We start from the raw sequence: 16,580 nt of genomic DNA on the forward strand, positions 1-16,580 counted from the left end.
CCATCTGACGAGTTCCCACGGCCGTCGCATCACGATCGGCGGCCGTGGGAGCGATCCTCATCCGCAGCCTTCGACTATTCCGGCGGTCGCCTCCGCACCATTGCGGGGGAGCTCGGCCGTCATGCGGCCGGCGAGCGGTGGGGTCCGGTGCTTCGATCATCCATCGCGTGGGGCGATGCGCACGGGGCTCCGGCCCTTGCTCGCCGAGACGCATCGCCCGAGTATGTGGTGGGCCGGAACTGGCTGTGTTGGAAGCGGATCCCGATGCAAGGGCGGCTACCTGGATCGGCTGGGTGATGAGTCACGCGGTCGCTGTTCCCGGTGCGGGCACGGTATTCGTCATACTCGGGGGAGTGGTGTTGGCTGCGGGCGCGGTGGGGAGTGGGGGCGGAGTAGCGGCCGGGTCGGTGGACCGGTTGGTCGCTGCGTGCAGGCTGATCGCCAGTAGTCCTAGCGCGCCGATCACCAGAATCACGCCGATCCAGCCGAGTGAGTCCGCGCCCCACCACTGCAGGCCGAGGCCGCCTGCCGCGCCGCCGATGGCGATGCCGAAGTACTGGGCCGAGGCGTTGAGGCCGAGCAGCAGCGGCGAGCCCTGGGGTGAGAGTTCCACCAGCCGATGTTGTTGTGCCACAGCCCAGATCCAGCCGGGGATGCCGAAGGCCACGCACCAGATCAGGGCGGTGGCGAAGTGTTGTCCGGCCGCCTGGATCAGGGCCACGACCACGCCCGCACCGATCAGGGTGAGCGGCATGATCTTCCGTGAGCCGAGGCGGTCGACCAGCCGGCCGCCGAGCGTGCTGCCCGCCACGGCCATGAGGCCGTAGACCCACAGCAGGATCGTGAATCGGCCGGTGCTGCCGCCGGTCGCCGGATGCATGGCGGCGGCCAAATACGTGTAGACGGTGAACATTCCGCCGAACAGCAGCACCGCGTGCAGCAGGCCGGTGGCGATCGTCCTGTCGCGCAACGGCATCAAGCGTTCCCGCAGCCGCGCGGGCGCGGGCAGGTGCACCGCCGGGACGATCGCCGCCACGCTCGCGAGCGCGACCGCGCCGAGCGCCGCGACCAGCCACAGCGTGGCCCGCCAGCTGAACGCGCCGCCGATCCAGGAGCCGATCGGCACGCCCAGCGCGGTGGCCACGGTCAATCCGCCGATGACCACCGAGATGGCCCGCCCGCGCCGTTCGGGTGCGGACAGCGCGGCCGCCACGGCCGTCGCGTTCGGCGTGTACATGGACGCGCCCGCCGCCGCGATCACCCGCGAGGCGAGGACGAGCGCGAAGGCTCCGGCCGATGCGGTGACCACATTGCCGAGCACGAACAGCGATAAAGCGATGAGCAGCACCCTTTTCCGGGACAGCTGCGCGGTGGCCGTGGCCAGGATCGGCGACAGCACCGCGTAGGACAGCGCGAAGACGGTGACCAGCTGCCCGGCCGCCGAGGTCGAGACCCCGAGGTCGGCCGACACCGGCGTGACCAGTCCGGCGGTGACGAAGGCGTCGATGCCGATGGCAAATGTCCCCAGTGCCAAGGCGATCAGTCGTGAATTCACCCGAGACTCCTCGTGGTGGGTGAGCGGGAATCCGCGTTAGTTTGACGTCCGTCATACTATGAAGACGGTTTGATAGATGTCAAACAATCCAACTATTGCTAGGGTGACGCCATGCGGTACCTGCCCCAACCCGCCACCGGCGACATCGAATTCGTCGCCGTCATGCACGCCCTGTCCGACCAGGTCCGCCTGCGCCTGCTCGCCACCCTCGCCGACGACGCCGAACACGCCTGCGCCGCCGCCGCCGAGGGCATCGACGTCCACAAATCCACCATGTCCCACCACTTCCGGGTCCTCCGCGAATCCGGCCTCATCACCACCCGTCAAGACGGCCGCAACCGCTTCGTCTCCCTCCGCCGCACCGACCTCGACACCCGCTTCCCCGGCGTCCTCGACGCCGCCCTCACCGCCGCCACCTCCCTCGATGAACGTTGAGCGGCACATCAGCGAGGGGAAATCGGGCAAATCCCCTCGCTGATGTGCCACTCAACGGGTTCGGGAACATTGGGCGGCGGGGGTGCGTTGGGAGCGGGCATGACGACGCTTGGGTTGATCGGGAGTGGGAATATCGGCGGCACGCTGGCTCGGCTGGCGGTAGCCGCGGGGATCGATGTGGTGCTGAGCAATTCGCGAGGGCCGGAGACGCTGGCCGAACTCGTCACCGAGCTGGGGGAGAAGGCGCGGGCCGGTACTCCGGCCGAGGCGGCCGCGGCGGGGGACATCGTGGTGGTGACCGTGCCGCTCAAGGCGTACCGGGACGTTCCGGCCGACCCGCTGGTCGGCAAGGTGGTCATCGACACCAACAACTACTACCCGGACCGCGACGGCGAATTCCCGGACCTGGCGGCCGGGGTGGCCACCAGTTCCGAACTGCTGCAGCGGCATCTGCCGCGCTCGCGAGTCGTGAAGGCGTTCAACAACATCTACTTCGAGCACCTGGCCACGCTGGCCCGCCCGGCCGGGGCCGCCGACCGCACCGCGCTGCCGATCTCCGGTGACGACGCCATCGCGAAAATCGCTGTGGCGGAGTTCATCAGCGCGCTCGGCTACGACACCATCGATATCGGCACGCTCGCCGACAGCTGGCGCACCCAGCCGGACACCCCGGTCTACGGAATCCCCTACGGGGCGGCCCAGCCGTTCTGGGAGCACGAGGGCGCACCGGCCGACGCGGCGAAGGTCCGCAAGGCGGTCGAGGCCGCCGAGCGCTGAGGAGCCAGCGAAAGACGCTCCGGTGCAGGAGGTTCGGAGCCGGACGCGATGGTCCGGCTCCGGGTGGTCAGTCGTTGCAGATGGCCGTGCGCACGATGGTCGAGTCGGGGTACCACCGGGCGTTCGCCTCGGCGTCCTCCGGGGTCGCGCCGTATCCGCCGGTGTACTTGTTCATCGAGTTCGAGAAGGCCGCCGCCCCGCACTGCGGGAAGGTGGTGATGACCGAGCAGCTGGCCTTCGCGCACTTGTCGACGGCGGCCTGATTCGCCTCGTCCTCGGTGTCGTAGTTCCAGGCCCAGCCCAGATCTCCGTAGTCGGACACTGCGATCGCGCCCCACGCGCCGCCCGCCGCCTGTGCGGGGGCGGTGGGCAGTACCGCGGCGGCGGTGGCGAAGGCGAGGCCGGACAGGGCGTACAGAGTCTTGCGCATGATGGTCCTAGCGTTGATCGAAGCGATATCGCCATCATGATCGACAGAAATCTGCCGCGTGTTAATCGGGTCCCGCGGGCTCAGACCTGTTCGGGCGCCCAGCGATTGGCCAGTAGCGCGTAGCCGGGCAGGTCCGCGGTGGACTGTTTGGACTCGTAGATGCGCTCGTATCCGGTGGAGGCGATGCGCCACACGCCGTCCTCGCGGCGGTAGGTGTCGTTGTAGTAGGCCGCGCCGCGAATCAGCAGGCCGTAATCGGCGGCGATGACGGTGTCCTCCATGCACCAGCTGCCGGTGGCGGTGTCCCCGTCGACGGTGATCTCCGGGTGATTGGCCACGTGCACGGTGATGATGTTGGCGCTGAGCGCATTGCGCATGAAGTCGACGATCGAGTCGCGGCCCTGGAACTCGGCGGGCAGCCCGCCCGAGGGGGAGCCGTACGCGCCGACGATGTCCTCGCACAGGGTGTCGGCGAACTCGTCCCACAGTTTCAGATCGAGGGTGCGCAGGTAGCGGTACTTGAGTTGGCGAATCGCCTCGAGTGCTTCGAAATCCATCACCGCAATGTAGCCGAATCGGACATGCACCTACCAAGCATTTGCTACGTTCCGTTTCATGATTTCCACGCTGGTCTGGGGTACCGGCAATGTCGGCCGGGCCGCCATCCGGGCCGTCACCGCCCACCCCGGACTGGAACTGACCGGCGTCCTGGTCCACAACCCCGCCAAGGTCGGCCGCGACGCCGGCGAATTGGCCGGACTGGACACCGAATCCGGGATCGCCGCCACCGACGACGTCGACGCCGCCCTGGCCGCGAGCCCCCGCGCGATCGTCTACGCCGCCTCCGGAGACATCCGCCCCGACGACGCCCTCGCCGACATCGAACGCGCCCTGCGCACCGGAGCCGTGGTGGTGACCCCGGCGCTCTACGCGCTCTACGACCACCGCAGCGCACCGGCCGAACTCAGCGACCGGGTCTCCAAGGCGGCCACCGAGGGCGGCGGCGCGCTGTTCGTCTCCGGTATCGACCCCGGCTGGGGCAACGACGTCCTGCCGCTGCTCATGAGCGGCCTGGGCAGCACCATCGACGTGCTGCGCTGCCAGGAGATCTTCGACTACACCACCTACGACCAGCCCGACTCGGTGCGCTACCTGGTCGGCATGGGCCAGCCCATGGACTATCAGCCGCCCATGCTCGCGCCCACGGTCCCGACCATGGTGTGGGGCGGCCAGATTCGCCTCATCGCGCGCGGACTCGGCGTGGCGCTCACCGACATTCGCGAGGTCGTGGACCGCCGCGCCCTCGACGACACCGTCGAGACCGAGCTCATGGGCAAGTTCGAGGCCGGTACCCAGGGCGCGGTCCGCTTCGAGGTGCAGGGCATCGTCGACGGCAGCCCCCGCATCGTCATCGAACACGTCACCAGAATTCACCCGAGCTGCGCGCCGGACTGGCCGCAGCCGCCCAGCGGTGCCGGCGCGCACCGCGTCCTGATCGAGGGCCGCCCGCGCATCGAGATCACCGTCCAGGCCACCGACGAGGACGGCAATCACTCCGCGGGCGGAAACGCCACGGCCGTCGGCAGATTGGTCAACGCGATTCCCTGGCTGGCCGAGGCCGCGCCCGGCCTCTACGACGCCCTCGACGTCCCGCTGCCCTACGGCACGCTCGGCCGGCAGTGACATTTCAAAGGAGTCCGAAATGATCATCGACATCCCTGTGGGCAAGGACCCCATCGGCTACGTCTGGGGCGAAATGGTCCCCGGCATCGGTGTCGCCGCCTCCAACTTCTCCCTCGCCGTCTACTCCCACTCCACCCTGGGCCTGCGCGAATTCGAGGCCGCCCGCCTGCGCATCGCCCAGATCAACGGCTGCCTGTTCTGTCTGGACTGGCGCACCGACCGCGGCGGCGACAAGGTCGAGGAGTCCTTCGCCGAGGACGTGACCAACTGGCGCACCACCGAGAACTTCGACGACCGCACCCGCATGGCCGCCGAATACGCCGAGGTCTACGCCCTCGATCACCACAGCCTCGACGACGAGTTCTTCGACCGCATGAAGCAGCTCTACACCGACACCGAAATCGTCGAACTGTCCATGTGTCTGGGCTCCTGGCTCGCCTTCGGCCGCCTCAACCACGTCCTGGGCCTCGACGCCGTCTGCGTCCTGCCCGGCCACACCCAGCAGTAGGCAGTTCTCCGAGACCTCGGAAGCGCAGTTCTCCGAAAGCCTCAGAAGCGCCAGCCCGCTGCCTCGGCCAGTTTGCGCAGCGCGGTCCACTGTTCGAAGTCGGCGGCGACGAGCGGCGTGCACCGCTGCGACGACGCGGCCGCCACATCCCATTGCGGGGCATCCAGATTCGGTGCGCCGGTGAAGTCCAGCACCTCGGCGATATTGCGGGCGGCGGCATCCCGGGGAGTCAAAGACCGCAGGCCCCAGCGCCATTCGATGGCCTTCAACACCGAGGTGTGGTCGTACACCTCGTGCGCCACGTGCTTGCGCCGCGCCCGCGGCGAGACGACCAGGCACGGCACCCGGAATCCGCGCAGTCCCCAGTCCGGGTTGGCGTCGGGGGCGACCTGCGGCGGTACGTGGTCGAAGAAGCCGCCCCACTCGTCGTAGTTGACGATCAGCAGCGTACGGGACCAGGCCGGGCCCTTGGTGACGGCCCGATACACCTGGTTCAGAAATGCCTGTCCCGCACGGATATCGGCGTGCGGATGATCGTCGGCCGAGGTGCCGGTCGCCTCGTCGAGGAACTTGGGGTCCACGAACGAGACCGCGGGCAGCGTCCCGGCCGCACAGTCGGACAGGAAGGTCGAGAACAGGTGGCTGATGGACAGGTACTTGGCGCCCCATGCCGCCAGGAACGGCACGTCGTGGAAGTAATAGCGGGCCTGGATCTGCTTCTCCGCCAGCAGATCCCAGATGGTCGGCAGGGTCGAGACGGTCGTCGAGTTGTGGATGCGGTCGGTCTGCGCCGCGTGCTGGTAGACCCGGTTCGGGTAGGTCTCGGCCATGATCGCCGCGAAATAGTTGTCGCACACCGTCCATGCGGGCGCGGCCTTGTCGTAGAAGCCGAGATCGCTCCGCTGGTAGTAGCCGATGGCGAACTCGTCGTTGGTCCCGGCGCGCAGCCAGCCGTCGCACTTGCCGTCGTTGAGCGCGGTGCGCCCGCCCTCGAAGGAGTGGTCCGGGTCCATGTACTGGCAGCCCTGCGCATTGCCCAGGTGGAAAGTCTTGCGCGCCACACCGTTCCGGTCGGTGAACGCCAACCCCGCCTGTTTGCCGTTCGCTCCGGGCAGCCAGCCCAGGTAGTGGTCGAACGAGCGGTTCTCCATCATCACCACGACGATGTGGTCGATCCCGCAGTCCGCGGGTGCGGGCAGCGGGGACGTGGTGGCGCTCGGGGTCTCGGTCTCGGAGGTCTTGCATCCGACGGCCGCGCCGAGCGCGATCGCTCCGGCTCCGGCCAGGACGCTTCTGCGGCTCGCGGTTCGGCGAAGAAGAACAGTCACGAACTAAGAATCGCGGGGCAGGCCCTTTCGGCAACGAGGATTGCTTGTCCGCGCTCCCGCCTAGGGTTACTCTGGTCAGAGTAAGCAGATACTCTGACCAGAGTAACCGGAGGTGAGTGTGGCCACGCAGCGGGCGTTCCGCCGAGTCAATCCACTGGCACTGGCCGTGCTGATGGTGCTCTGGGAACGGCCCATGCACCCGTACCAGATCTCGCAGACCCTCAAGCAGCGCGGCAAGGAGGGTAGCGTCCGGATCAACTTCGGTGCGCTCTATCCGGTCGTCGAATCACTGCTCAAACAGGGGTTCATCGAGGTCGTGGGCGCCGAGCAGAACGGAAACCGGCCCGCGCGCACGGTGTATCGGATGACCGCGGCGGGGGCCGCCGAGGCCCGGGACTGGATGCGGGAATGGCTGTCCGAACCGCAGAAGGAGTATCCGCGGTTCATGGCCGCGCTCTCGTTCCTGCCCGCGGTCGGTCCGGACGAGGCCGTCGCGCTGCTGCGGCATCGGGTCGCGGCGCTGGACGAGCGGATCGCCGAGATCGGTGAGCTGGTCACGCCCGTGCTCTCCTGGCTGCCCGAGGTGCTGCTGGTCGAGAGCAACTACGAGACCCGCATGCTCGAGGCCGAGCGCGACTTCGTCGCCGAGCTGGCCGAGCGCATCGAATCCGGTGTGCTGGGCGGCCTCTCCGGCTGGCGGGCCATGACCGAGCTGGCCGCGCAATACCCCGACGGCGGAGTGCCGCCGGAAGTCAGCGACAAGTTCCTGGAGGAATGGGGGATGCCGAAACCACCCGAGTGAGCAACCACCCCGAGAACAACGGAAGCCCGGATGCGCCAACATCCGAGCCTCCGCCGAATCCGAACGACCGACGGCGAACCGCCGGATGCTCGAACCGCATTCACAGCATATGCTCTGAAATCTTGCAGCCAGGCTGCGCCGTGGTCGTTCCCCACACCTGACAGAGGAACGCACCCATGTCCATCACAGCTGTGCCCTCGGCCGCGGTCGAGGTCCGCGACCTGGTCAAAACCTATCCCGGCGGCCGCCGCAAGCCCGATGTGCGGGCGCTGGACGGCCTGAGCTTCAGCATCGCCGCCGGCACCGTCTACGGCATGCTCGGCCCCAACGGGGCGGGCAAGTCCACCACCACCAAGATCTGCACCACCTTGTCGCGGGCCGACTCCGGCACCGCGCGGGTGGCCGGATTCGACGTCACCACCGACGCGGGCGCCATCCGGCATCGCATCGGCTACGTCTCGCAGGGCTCCGGAGCCGATCCCCGCCAGACCCCGTTCGAGAACCTGGTCATGGCCGCGCGCCTGCACGGCCTGTCCCGGCACGACGCGGTGCTGCGCGCCGACGGGCTGCTGGATCAGTTCCAGCTCACCGACGCGCGAAACCGCAAGGTGTCCAAGCTGTCCGGCGGCATGCGGCGCAAGCTCGACGTCGCCGTCGGGCTGGTGCACACCCCGTCGGTGCTGTTCCTGGACGAGCCGACCACCGGTCTGGACCCGCAGGCCCGCGCCGAAATGTGGTCGGAGATCCGGCGATTGGCTACCGAGGCGGCGCTGACGGTGGTGCTCACCACCCACTATCTGGAGGAGGCCGACGAGCTGGCCGACCGCCTGGTCATCATCGACCACGGGCGCGCGGTCATCGAAGGCACACCGGCGCAACTGAAGTCGACGCTGGACGGTGACACCCTCACCGTCGAGCTCATCAATCCCGATATCGCCGCGGTCCGCGCGGTCGGCGAGTCCATCCCCACCCTGCGCAAGGTCCTCGTCGAGCAGGACGGCCCGAACGGCAGACTCGTCGCCCGCACCGACGACCCGTCCGGAATCGTGGGCCGGGTGATCGCCGAATTCGACGCCGCCGGTATCGGTTTCGGCGCGGTGTCGATCTCGCACCCCTCGCTCGACGACGTGTACCTGCACTACGCGGGCCGTTCCTACAAAGCCGACAACCACCGCGACCGAGTGGAGGTGGCGGCATGACCGCGACCGTGACCTACGACCTGCCCCCCACCCGCGAAATCCCCACGGCCGGTTGGGCGGTGGCGGCCGGGCAGGTCTACCGCCGCTGGATGGTCAACACCCTGCGCGAATCGTGGGGCGTGTTCGCCGCCCTGCTGCAGCCCATCGTCTGGATCATGCTGTTCGGCCAGGTCTTCGAATCCGTCGGTGAGATACCGGGATTCGGTGCGGCCAACTACATCACCTTCCTGGCCCCCGGCGTGCTCATGATGACCGTGCTCTACTCGGGCGTCTGGGCGGGCACCGGCTACATCGAGGACATCGACAACGGCGTCATGAATCAGCTGCTCACCGCGCCGATCTCGCGCAGCGCGGTGGTCGCGGGCCAACTCGGCGTACAGCTCACCATCGGCCTGGTGCAGTCCGCCCTGGTCCTGCTGATCGGATTCGCCGGTGGCGCACGCTTTCCCGGCGGCGTGGTCGGCATCCTGCTCGCCCTCGCCGCGGCCACCCTGCTGGCGGCCATCTTCTGCGCGGGCTCGGTAGCCCTGGCCCTCATCTCCCGCAGCCAGATCGCCCTCATCGGCATGTCCCAACTCATCATCCTGCCCCTGACCTTCCTGTCCTCGGGCATGATGTCCCCCGCCCTGATGCCGGGCTGGGTACAAGGGATCTCGAAGTTCAACCCGGTCACCTGGGCGGTCGACATCGGCCGCGCCGGTCTGGCCGGCACCGCCGACGCGGCCTCGGTGGCAGCCCATCTCGGCTACCTGGCCGCGCTGGCGGCCCTTGCCTTCGCCTGGGCGCTCTCGGCCTTCCGCACCTACCAGCGCACGCAGTAACCCCGAACCCCGAAAGTCCGGCCCGAGTGACGATTTCGTCGACGGACCGGACTTCCGCGCTACCTCGGCAGAGCGTCCCGGGTTTCTAGTCGACGATCAGAGGTTCGAGCAGCCACAGCTGCGTGGGCAGGTACTGCGGCGGCATGGATCGGGTAGTGATCACGGGGCGCAACGAGATCGTGGAACCAGGGGCGTCGGGTTCGGTCACCGTCCAGACGAGGGATGGGTCGGAGACCGACGCGATGGTGTATGCATTCTGGGCTTCGCGATATTCGATCGTCCAGTCCTGGTCTTGCTCCTGAGCGATGGTGGCGAGGAGCTGCCCGTCCGTGACACCGGTGTACGGGTAGGCGCCGACCATGATGCTGGTCACCTTGTCGTCCACTTGCCTGAGTGTGCAATCGGTTATCGGCGCGCCGATACGGGCGAGCTGATAAGCCGGACGGACCGGGCTGACGCCGACCGCCGCGCCTCCCTGCACGCTGCTGATCTTATATATTCCCGAGTTGATTGCCATGATGCTTCCGATCCTCGAACGAGAACGAATAACACTGTGTCACTTGGGAAAACACTGCGACCAGTCAAGGATAGAGTTCGGATGCGCGGTGTCGCCGAGGATCCGAAAAGCAGACCGGGACGTCTGTGAGTCCACCATCTGGCGTCCCGCCTGCCTCTGACCCGTGGCGGGGATCCACGGTCCTACCGGGCCGTGGGTCCATCCGGTGACCATCTGGATTCGAACTCCCTGAGACGAGTTGAACGAACACTCAGGGGATGTCGATGAGCTGCGAACGTTGGGCCGAAGCGGGCGGTGTGCCCGGTAACATGACCGATATGCCGACCCCGCCTGTCGAGCGACCTGACCTGCCGGAGTACATGACTTGGGAAGAGCTCGAGCAGCTGCCCGACGAGATCGCCGGGGAGATCGAGCTCTGGGAAGGTCGTGTGGTTTGGGTTCGTAAAGGACCGGCCGAGCATCAGGAATACTCGGTGGAGTTCCGGAACTCGTTGCGCCGATGTGCGCGAGAGGACATGGCGGGCGAGCCGGACCGCTGTTGGAGATCAGCCGTCGAGACCAATGTCTTCTTCGGTGCTACGGGCAAATCCGACTTCGTGACACCGGATTTTCTCGTTTATCGCTGTCTCGAGCGCGAATACGAACTCATCCGCGCATCCGATGTACTGATCGCGGGTGAAGTGTTGTCGCCATCGAACACCGAGCAGGACATCGACGCTAAGCGAGCCAAGTACGCCGGTGGTGGGATCCCCTGGTACTGGGAGGTCACCCTCGGTCGGAATCCTCGTCGCATTGCGAGTGTTCGAGTCTTCGGACTCGAAACCGGGCACGGCAATTTGCCCGAAGGTGTGGCACCGCTGCATTCCACGAACTACCTGATCGCAGATGAATGGTTCAGCGACGTTCATGTCGGCATCGACTTCGACTTCCCCTTCCCGATCCACATCCCCTGGTCCGAGCTCGATTTCTGAACCCACCGAGTCGGACCCGGAGTGCGCGAGTCGGTTCAGTTCAGTGATCGAAGAGCTTCAAATACTTGCTCTGCCCGAACATTTCGGCGGCGTCGCGGGCGGAGGGGCTTCCTGCGTTCGGGTCCGCGCCCGCTGCCAGCAGAGCCGCGACGATCTCGTCCGAGCCCTTGAAGACGGCTCCCGAGAGCGGGGTCTGGCCCTTGTCGTTGCCGAAGTTGGGGTCCGCCTTGCGTTCCAGGAGGGCGTTCACGGCCTCCGGGTGGGAGTAGTAGGCGGCGAGCATGAGCAGGGTGTCGCCGTTGTCGTTGGTGAGGTTCACCGGGACCCCGGCGTCGACGTAGGCGCCGAGGGTTGCCGCATCGCCGTTGCGGGCCAGATCGAAGATCTTGCTCGCCAGCTCGAGCACTTCCGGGTCCAGATCGTTGGGTTCCACCAGGCCACTCTATCCAGGTGGGGCGTCGGAGCCGACCGTGGATTTCGTATATCTGGAGGATCGGGCACAGAACGTCAGGACGTGATGATCAGCAGTTCGGTCGGCGAGGCGATCTCGGTGCGCAGGCCGGACTTTTCGGCGAGCTTGGCCAGGCCGTCGATGGTCGAGGGTTCGGTCCGCGAGAGCACCAGCGCGCGTGCCAGCAGTCCCTTGTGATGCTTGTTGAAGTGGCTCACCACGGTTCGCTTGCCGTCGGGACGCTCGGTGAGCACGGTCGCGGTCACCGCGCCCGGGACCCGGCCCAGGTTCATGTAGGTGCCCGAGCGCAGGTCCACCACCAGCTGCCCGGCTGCCTCCTCGCGCAGCGCCTCGGGCAGCACCGGCTTCCACAACGACTGCAGGGTCGGCAGGCCCGGCAGCTTCGAGCCGCCCGAAAGCCGGTAGGCCGGAATCGGATCGCCCGCGCGGACCACCCCGAACAGCGCCGAGCCGATGCCCAGCCGCGCTTCGGCCTTGGCGCGCTGCGCCTTGGTGAAGCCGGGCGCGTCGAGCGCGTCGTAGAGCACTCCCGTATAGCGATCCAGCGCCGGGCGTGTCGCGGAGGTCCGCAGGGCGGCATTGCGCGCGATCTCCGCGTCAGCCCCCTTGCCGAGCCCGAGCGCGGCCCGCGCGGCGTCGCTGTCGGCGGCCAGCTCGATCACCTCGGTGACGAGTTTGTCCCGCACCGCGCTGAGCTGCGGCATCGACAGCGAATCCAGATCCAGGGGACCGCCCGAACCGCCGTCGGACTTGGTTTCTGAGGGAGGCAGCAGCACCAGCACGAGCCAACACGGTAATGCCTTCGCGGCATCGGATGAGCAGCGGCTACTGTGTTGAGCCGTGATCACCCGCCTCTCCCACCTGTTCCTGCGCACCCTGCGCGACGATCCCGCCGACGCCGAGGTGCCCAGCCACAAGCTGCTGGTGCGTGCCGGATACGTGCGTCGCATCGCGCCCGGCGTCTACTCGTGGCTGCCGCTCGGCCTGCGCACGCTGCGCAAGGTCGAGGAGGTCGTCCGGTCGGAAATGAACGCCATCGGGGCGCAGGAGATCTCGCTGCCGGCGCTGCTGCCGCGCGAACCCTACGAGGCCACCAAACGCTGGACCGAATACGGCGACGCGCTGTTCCGCCTCAAGGACCGCAAGGGCCAGGACTACCTGCTCGGCCCGACCCACGAGGAGCTGTTCGCGCTCACCGTGAAGGGCGAGTACAACTCGTACAAGGATCTGCCGGTCACGCTCTACCAGATCCAGACCAAGTACCGCGACGAAGGCCGTCCCCGCGCGGGCATCCTGCGCGGTCGCGAGTTCATCATGAAGGACTCGTACTCGTTCGACCTCGACGAGGACGGGCTGAAGAAGAGCTACAACGCCCACCGCGAGGCGTACCAGAAGATCTTCGACCGGCTCGGCGTGAAGTACGTCATCGTCGCCGCCACCTCCGGCGCGATGGGCGGTTCGGCGTCGGAGGAGTTCCTGGCCGACAGCCCCGTCGGCGAGGACACCTACGTCATCTGCCGCGAATCCGGTTACGCCGCGAACGTGGAGGCCGTGGTAACCGCCGCCCCGCCGGAGATCGCCATCGAGGGGCAGGCCGACGCCGTCGTCCACGACACCCCGAACACCCCCACCATCGACTCGCTGGTCGAGTGGGCCAACGGTGCCAACGTGCTGGGCCGCGAGGCCACCGCCGCCGACACCCTGAAGAACATCCTCGTCAAGCTGGTCTACCCGGACGGCAAGACCGAGATCCTCGGCGTCGGCATCCCCGGTGACCGCGAGGTCGACGAGAAGCGCCTCGGCGCGTCGGTCGAACCCGCCGAGGTGGAGCTGCTCGACGACGCCGACTTCAAGGCCAACCCCTTCCTGGTGAAGGGCTACATCGGCCCGAAGGCGCTGCAGGCCAACGGCGTTCGCTACCTGGTCGACCCGCGCGTGGTCTCCGGCACCAGCTGGATCACCGGCGCGGACGAGCCCGGCAAGCACTACGTCGGCCTGGTCGCGGGCCGCGACTTCACCCCCGACGGCACCATCGAGGCCGCCGAGGTCCGCGACGGCGACCCCTCGCCCGACGGCCGCGGCGTCCTGGAAGCCGCGCGCGGCATCGAGATCGGCCACATCTTCCAGCTCGGCCAGAAGTACACCGACGCCTTCGACGTCGACGTCCTCGGCGAGAACGGCAAGCCCGTCCGCCTCACCATGGGCTCCTACGGCGTCGGCGTCTCCCGCATGGTGGCCGTCCTCGCCGAACAGAAGCACGATGAGAAGGGCCTGCGCTGGCCCCGCGAGGTCGCCCCGTTCGACGTCCACGTCGTCATCGCCAACAAGGACGAGGGCGCTCGCGCCGGCGCGGAACAGGTTGCCGCCGAACTCGATTCCCTCGGCTTCGAGGTGCTGCTGGACGACCGCACCGCCTCCCCGGGCGTCAAGTTCAAGGACGCCGAACTGTTGGGCATGCCCTACATCGTCGTCGTAGGCCGCGGCTGGGCCGAAGGCAAGATCGAACTCCGCGACCGCTTCGCCGGAACCGCCGAGGAACTCCCGGCCGACACCGCCGTGGCTTCGGTGGCAGCCAAGATCCGCGGCTGACCACTCCCCACCGAAAGACCCAGTGGCGCATCACCTTCGGGTGGTGCGCCACTTCTTTCACCGCACCCCCTGATCCGGCCCCCAGATGTTCCACCCGAGCCCCGGCCCCCGGACCATCTCCCTGACGGCCTTCTCGTAGTACTTCTTCGCCTCGCACTCCTCGACGCACCCCAGATGCCGATCGAGCCCACCCTTCGCCTCCGAGAGCGTGGCGGGACGCCGATAGGGTGCCCGATGACGATCACGGATCGCACGTCCCACAGCCTGCCTCCTCCCAACTTCCCGGAAACCGAATAACCTTCGCCGACAGGGTCTTTTCCGGATCGGTCTTGATGATCTGCCCGGCCGCCATCTTCCGTTCACACAACGCGGTCAGGCAGTCGTGATGCAGCACAAGCGATTCCATCGCCTCGGAGCATGTCATCGTCGGTTCCCCATCGCGGACATCGCAACTCTCGAGTCGTTCGTACATGTCCACGTTCAATTCACCGCCGATGCCTACCCGTGCTTCTCTTATACCGACCGGTATTTCGAATATCTTCGACCAGAATGGCGGCGAAAGTTATCACCGATGTGCCGGTCAATAGTGTCAAAGCCCAAGCATCCCAGGTCATTTCGACTCCTGTTGCTTTCGGTTCGTTTCCCTCCTGACTAATCATGCACCCAAGCTCGCGCATCAATCCGTGTATGGCGCACAGTCCTGCCAAATAAGCTTGAGGTGCATGACCAACATGTGCGTAGAGAACACTCCCCAGATAGCGAGGCTAACGAAATGGCCGGTCTGACGGTCTCGCGCATGGATTTTGGAAACTTCATGAAATCTGTGCGATCGAAAGCGCCCCGCACCGCCTTGTCGGCGGCGGCGGCCCACCTCGATGTCACGCGATTTGTCTTGATGCGTATGGAGGAAGGCGCGCCAACTAGGCTCACCAAGCCGCAAATCAAGGATTTGCTCGGTTATTACCACGCTTCACCGGAGGATCAGGCCAAGGCCCTCGCGTTGCTCGAAGAGGTTCGGGCGCAGGACAATGCGGCCAAGGTGCAGGGAAACTCGAAGGGGTTCTGGAAGCCCTACAGTGACCAGGTCGCACCGAACTTCGAGAAGCTCCTCCGGCTCGAAGGAGTAGCAGACCAGATCATCACGTACCAACCAGTCATCGTGCCGGGCCTGCTGCAAACGTCCGACTACCGGCGGGAGATCATTCGAGTCACCTTGCCGCGCTTGTCGGCGGTGGATGTGGAACGGCGGGTCGAGCTCACCCAGAAGCGGCAAACCCGGTTGAACGATGCAGGGTTTCGACTGGAGGCGTTCATCTCCGAAGCGGTCTTGTGGAACAGGCCCGGACTGCCGGAGGTCATGTCGGCCCAACTGCGGTGGCTCGCCGAAGTCGGCGATCGCGACAATGTCGAGATCAGAGCGCTCCCGTTCGCCATCGGCCCGCACCCGGGGCTGGTCATTCAGCAGTTCATCATGGTCCACCTGCCCAAGGGGCCGAGCGGGATGACCTTGCCGCCGGTCGTGTACGCCGAGGGTGCCATCGGCAGCGTCCTTCACGAGAACCAGGAGGAGATCGACGAATATCGTGAAGCGATCGCCGGTCTGCGCGCTGTAGCGTTGTCCCCGGAGAGCACCAAGGACTTGCTGGTGCGAATCGCGAAGGAGCACAACGCATGAGGAAGCCGATTATTAGCGAGTGGTACAAGTCGAGCTTCTCCGATGCCGGTAAGGAGTGCATCGAGGTGCGCCACGACCCCGCCGTCACCCTGGTCCGCGACACGAAGGATCGCGGCCGGGGTCCGATCCTGTCTTTCCCCGCCGAGGCGTGGACCGCGTTCCTCGCCAGCGACGTCTGGCGACGCTGACGACCGGCACCTGCCCACCCTCATCGAGGGGCACATCAGCGAGGGGTTTTTGTCTGAATTGTCCCCTCCACTGTTGTGCCACTCGATGAAATTGCGAGTAATCGCGAAAGTAACGGGTGGGGATTTGCCACGATGTTCCTGGCAACACCAATCCAGGAGGTCGGAATGCTATCTGCGAAGCGGCTTGCTGTTAGCGCTGCCGTTGCCGCCACCGCGTCCGTGGGCTCTCTGCTCGTCGGCGCCGGCACGGCTCACGCTGATGATGTCCCGGTGTGGCAGGCCAATTGCCACGTCTACAACATCTTCAATACGGGCGGAATGTCCCTTTGTGAACTCGGTGCCTGGCATCAGGTGAAACTCACCTGCATCGCCTGGCCCGTCCCGTTCACCTACTGGAAGTACGGCCCCATCCAATACGGCCAAAACCAATCCTGGGCCAGCTGCGACTCCTACAACGCCTTGGTCAACGTAGAAGTCATCCAGGCATAGACCCGCTCACCTCGCGGCAGGTCAGCGGAACCGGGGAAGGCTCCGCTGGCCTGCCGCCGCCCCCGAACAGCCATGCCGACGACCATGCATCCTGGCATGCAAACGTCGAGAGGGCATGTGCTCGAATGCATTCTGGTGGCG

Annotated in this window: 21 protein-coding genes; 12 read left to right on the forward strand and 9 right to left on the reverse strand. The window is 66.6% G+C overall.

What is annotated here, in order from left to right; all coding sequences use genetic code 11:
• Positions 1–301 precede the first annotated feature (301 nt).
• The gene (locus tag GPX89_RS05690; RefSeq protein ID WP_157355453.1) at positions 302–1,555 is read right to left on the reverse strand and encodes an MFS transporter; all 1,254 of its coding nucleotides are present in this window, start codon (positions 1,553–1,555) and stop codon (positions 302–304) included.
• Between the two features lie 111 nt (positions 1,556–1,666).
• Here GPX89_RS05690 and GPX89_RS05695 point away from each other — a divergent pair, with 111 nt between their 5' ends.
• Together GPX89_RS05695 and GPX89_RS05700 are read left to right on the forward strand one after the other, a co-directional pair.
• The gene (locus GPX89_RS05695; protein WP_157355454.1) at positions 1,667–1,990 is read left to right on the forward strand and encodes an ArsR/SmtB family transcription factor; all 324 of its coding nucleotides are present in this window, start codon (positions 1,667–1,669) and stop codon (positions 1,988–1,990) included.
• Positions 1,991–2,089: 99 nt separating this feature from the next.
• Positions 2,090–2,767 (forward strand): NADPH-dependent F420 reductase, encoded by a 678-nt coding sequence (locus GPX89_RS05700; RefSeq protein ID WP_157355455.1) that lies wholly within the window; start codon positions 2,090–2,092, stop codon positions 2,765–2,767.
• A gap of 67 nt (positions 2,768–2,834) precedes the next feature.
• Here GPX89_RS05700 and GPX89_RS05705 read toward each other — a convergent pair whose 3' ends face one another.
• Together GPX89_RS05705 and GPX89_RS05710 are read right to left on the reverse strand one after the other, a co-directional pair.
• Positions 2,835–3,197: a DUF4189 domain-containing protein gene (locus tag GPX89_RS05705; protein ID WP_157355456.1), complete on the reverse strand. Its 363-nt coding sequence runs from the start codon at positions 3,195–3,197 to the stop codon at positions 2,835–2,837.
• Positions 3,198–3,277: 80 nt separating this feature from the next.
• Positions 3,278–3,754: a nuclear transport factor 2 family protein gene (locus tag GPX89_RS05710; protein WP_157355457.1), complete on the reverse strand. Its 477-nt coding sequence runs from the start codon at positions 3,752–3,754 to the stop codon at positions 3,278–3,280.
• 58 nt (positions 3,755–3,812) lie between these two features.
• Between GPX89_RS05710 and GPX89_RS05715 the strand changes: the two genes are divergently transcribed.
• Positions 3,813–4,880: an NAD(P)H-dependent amine dehydrogenase family protein gene (locus GPX89_RS05715; protein WP_157355458.1), complete on the forward strand. Its 1,068-nt coding sequence runs from the start codon at positions 3,813–3,815 to the stop codon at positions 4,878–4,880.
• Positions 4,881–4,899: 19 nt separating this feature from the next.
• Positions 4,900–5,388, forward strand: a complete 489-nt coding sequence (locus GPX89_RS05720) for a carboxymuconolactone decarboxylase family protein (protein WP_157355459.1) — start codon at positions 4,900–4,902, stop codon at positions 5,386–5,388.
• Positions 5,389–5,429: 41 nt separating this feature from the next.
• Here the strand turns inward: GPX89_RS05720 and GPX89_RS05725 are convergent, their stop codons facing one another.
• Positions 5,430–6,716 carry an alkaline phosphatase family protein gene (locus GPX89_RS05725; RefSeq protein WP_198347266.1) on the reverse strand — a complete coding sequence of 429 codons (1,287 nt, stop codon included), beginning with the start codon at positions 6,714–6,716 and terminating at the stop codon, positions 5,430–5,432.
• Positions 6,717–6,828: 112 nt separating this feature from the next.
• Between GPX89_RS05725 and GPX89_RS05730 the strand changes: the two genes are divergently transcribed.
• From GPX89_RS05730 to GPX89_RS05740, 3 genes are all read left to right on the forward strand, one after another.
• Complete coding sequence (locus GPX89_RS05730) at positions 6,829–7,518, forward strand: PadR family transcriptional regulator (protein WP_157355460.1); 690 nt, start codon at positions 6,829–6,831, stop codon at positions 7,516–7,518.
• A gap of 176 nt (positions 7,519–7,694) precedes the next feature.
• A complete protein-coding gene (locus GPX89_RS05735; protein WP_157355461.1) occupies positions 7,695–8,717 on the forward strand; it encodes an ABC transporter ATP-binding protein in 1,023 nt (340 codons plus the stop codon).
• The gene (locus GPX89_RS05740; RefSeq protein ID WP_157355462.1) at positions 8,714–9,538 is read left to right on the forward strand and encodes an ABC transporter permease; all 825 of its coding nucleotides are present in this window, start codon (positions 8,714–8,716) and stop codon (positions 9,536–9,538) included. The genes GPX89_RS05735 and GPX89_RS05740 overlap by 4 nt, the downstream gene beginning before the upstream one ends.
• A gap of 85 nt (positions 9,539–9,623) precedes the next feature.
• On the opposite strand, the gene GPX89_RS05745 is transcribed toward GPX89_RS05740, so the two are convergent.
• Positions 9,624–10,055, reverse strand: coding sequence for an I66 family serine proteinase inhibitor (locus GPX89_RS05745; protein WP_157355463.1), 432 nt, complete (start codon positions 10,053–10,055; stop codon positions 9,624–9,626).
• Between the two features lie 257 nt (positions 10,056–10,312).
• Between GPX89_RS05745 and GPX89_RS05750 the strand changes: the two genes are divergently transcribed.
• Complete coding sequence (locus tag GPX89_RS05750) at positions 10,313–11,026, forward strand: Uma2 family endonuclease (protein ID WP_328601536.1); 714 nt, start codon at positions 10,313–10,315, stop codon at positions 11,024–11,026.
• A 40-nt stretch (positions 11,027–11,066) separates the two neighbouring features.
• Here GPX89_RS05750 and GPX89_RS05755 read toward each other — a convergent pair whose 3' ends face one another.
• Together GPX89_RS05755 and yaaA are read right to left on the reverse strand one after the other, a co-directional pair.
• The gene (locus tag GPX89_RS05755; RefSeq protein WP_328601537.1) at positions 11,067–11,459 is read right to left on the reverse strand and encodes an ankyrin repeat domain-containing protein; all 393 of its coding nucleotides are present in this window, start codon (positions 11,457–11,459) and stop codon (positions 11,067–11,069) included.
• A gap of 74 nt (positions 11,460–11,533) precedes the next feature.
• Positions 11,534–12,280, reverse strand: coding sequence for a peroxide stress protein YaaA (gene yaaA, locus GPX89_RS05760; protein WP_328601538.1), 747 nt, complete (start codon positions 12,278–12,280; stop codon positions 11,534–11,536).
• A gap of 58 nt (positions 12,281–12,338) precedes the next feature.
• Between yaaA and GPX89_RS05765 the strand changes: the two genes are divergently transcribed.
• Complete coding sequence (locus tag GPX89_RS05765) at positions 12,339–14,087, forward strand: proline--tRNA ligase (protein ID WP_328601539.1); 1,749 nt, start codon at positions 12,339–12,341, stop codon at positions 14,085–14,087.
• Positions 14,088–14,144: 57 nt separating this feature from the next.
• Here GPX89_RS05765 and GPX89_RS05770 read toward each other — a convergent pair whose 3' ends face one another.
• Complete coding sequence (locus GPX89_RS05770) at positions 14,145–14,348, reverse strand: hypothetical protein (protein ID WP_157355466.1); 204 nt, start codon at positions 14,346–14,348, stop codon at positions 14,145–14,147.
• Positions 14,329–14,493, reverse strand: a complete 165-nt coding sequence (locus tag GPX89_RS05775; RefSeq protein WP_198347267.1) for a hypothetical protein — start codon at positions 14,491–14,493, stop codon at positions 14,329–14,331. The genes GPX89_RS05770 and GPX89_RS05775 overlap by 20 nt, the downstream gene beginning before the upstream one ends.
• 366 nt (positions 14,494–14,859) lie before the next feature.
• Here GPX89_RS05775 and GPX89_RS05780 point away from each other — a divergent pair, with 366 nt between their 5' ends.
• From GPX89_RS05780 to GPX89_RS05790, 3 genes are all read left to right on the forward strand, one after another.
• Positions 14,860–15,762, forward strand: coding sequence for a DUF5753 domain-containing protein (locus GPX89_RS05780; RefSeq protein ID WP_157355470.1), 903 nt, complete (start codon positions 14,860–14,862; stop codon positions 15,760–15,762).
• Complete coding sequence (locus GPX89_RS05785) at positions 15,759–15,950, forward strand: DUF397 domain-containing protein (RefSeq protein ID WP_157355472.1); 192 nt, start codon at positions 15,759–15,761, stop codon at positions 15,948–15,950. The genes GPX89_RS05780 and GPX89_RS05785 overlap by 4 nt, the downstream gene beginning before the upstream one ends.
• Before the next feature lie 165 nt (positions 15,951–16,115).
• A complete protein-coding gene (locus tag GPX89_RS05790; RefSeq protein ID WP_157355475.1) occupies positions 16,116–16,439 on the forward strand; it encodes a hypothetical protein in 324 nt (107 codons plus the stop codon).
• Positions 16,440–16,580: the final 141 nt, after the last annotated feature.

The sequence above is a fragment of the Nocardia terrae genome, from assembly GCF_009760405.1.
Classification (GTDB): domain Bacteria; phylum Actinomycetota; class Actinomycetes; order Mycobacteriales; family Mycobacteriaceae; genus Nocardia; species Nocardia terrae.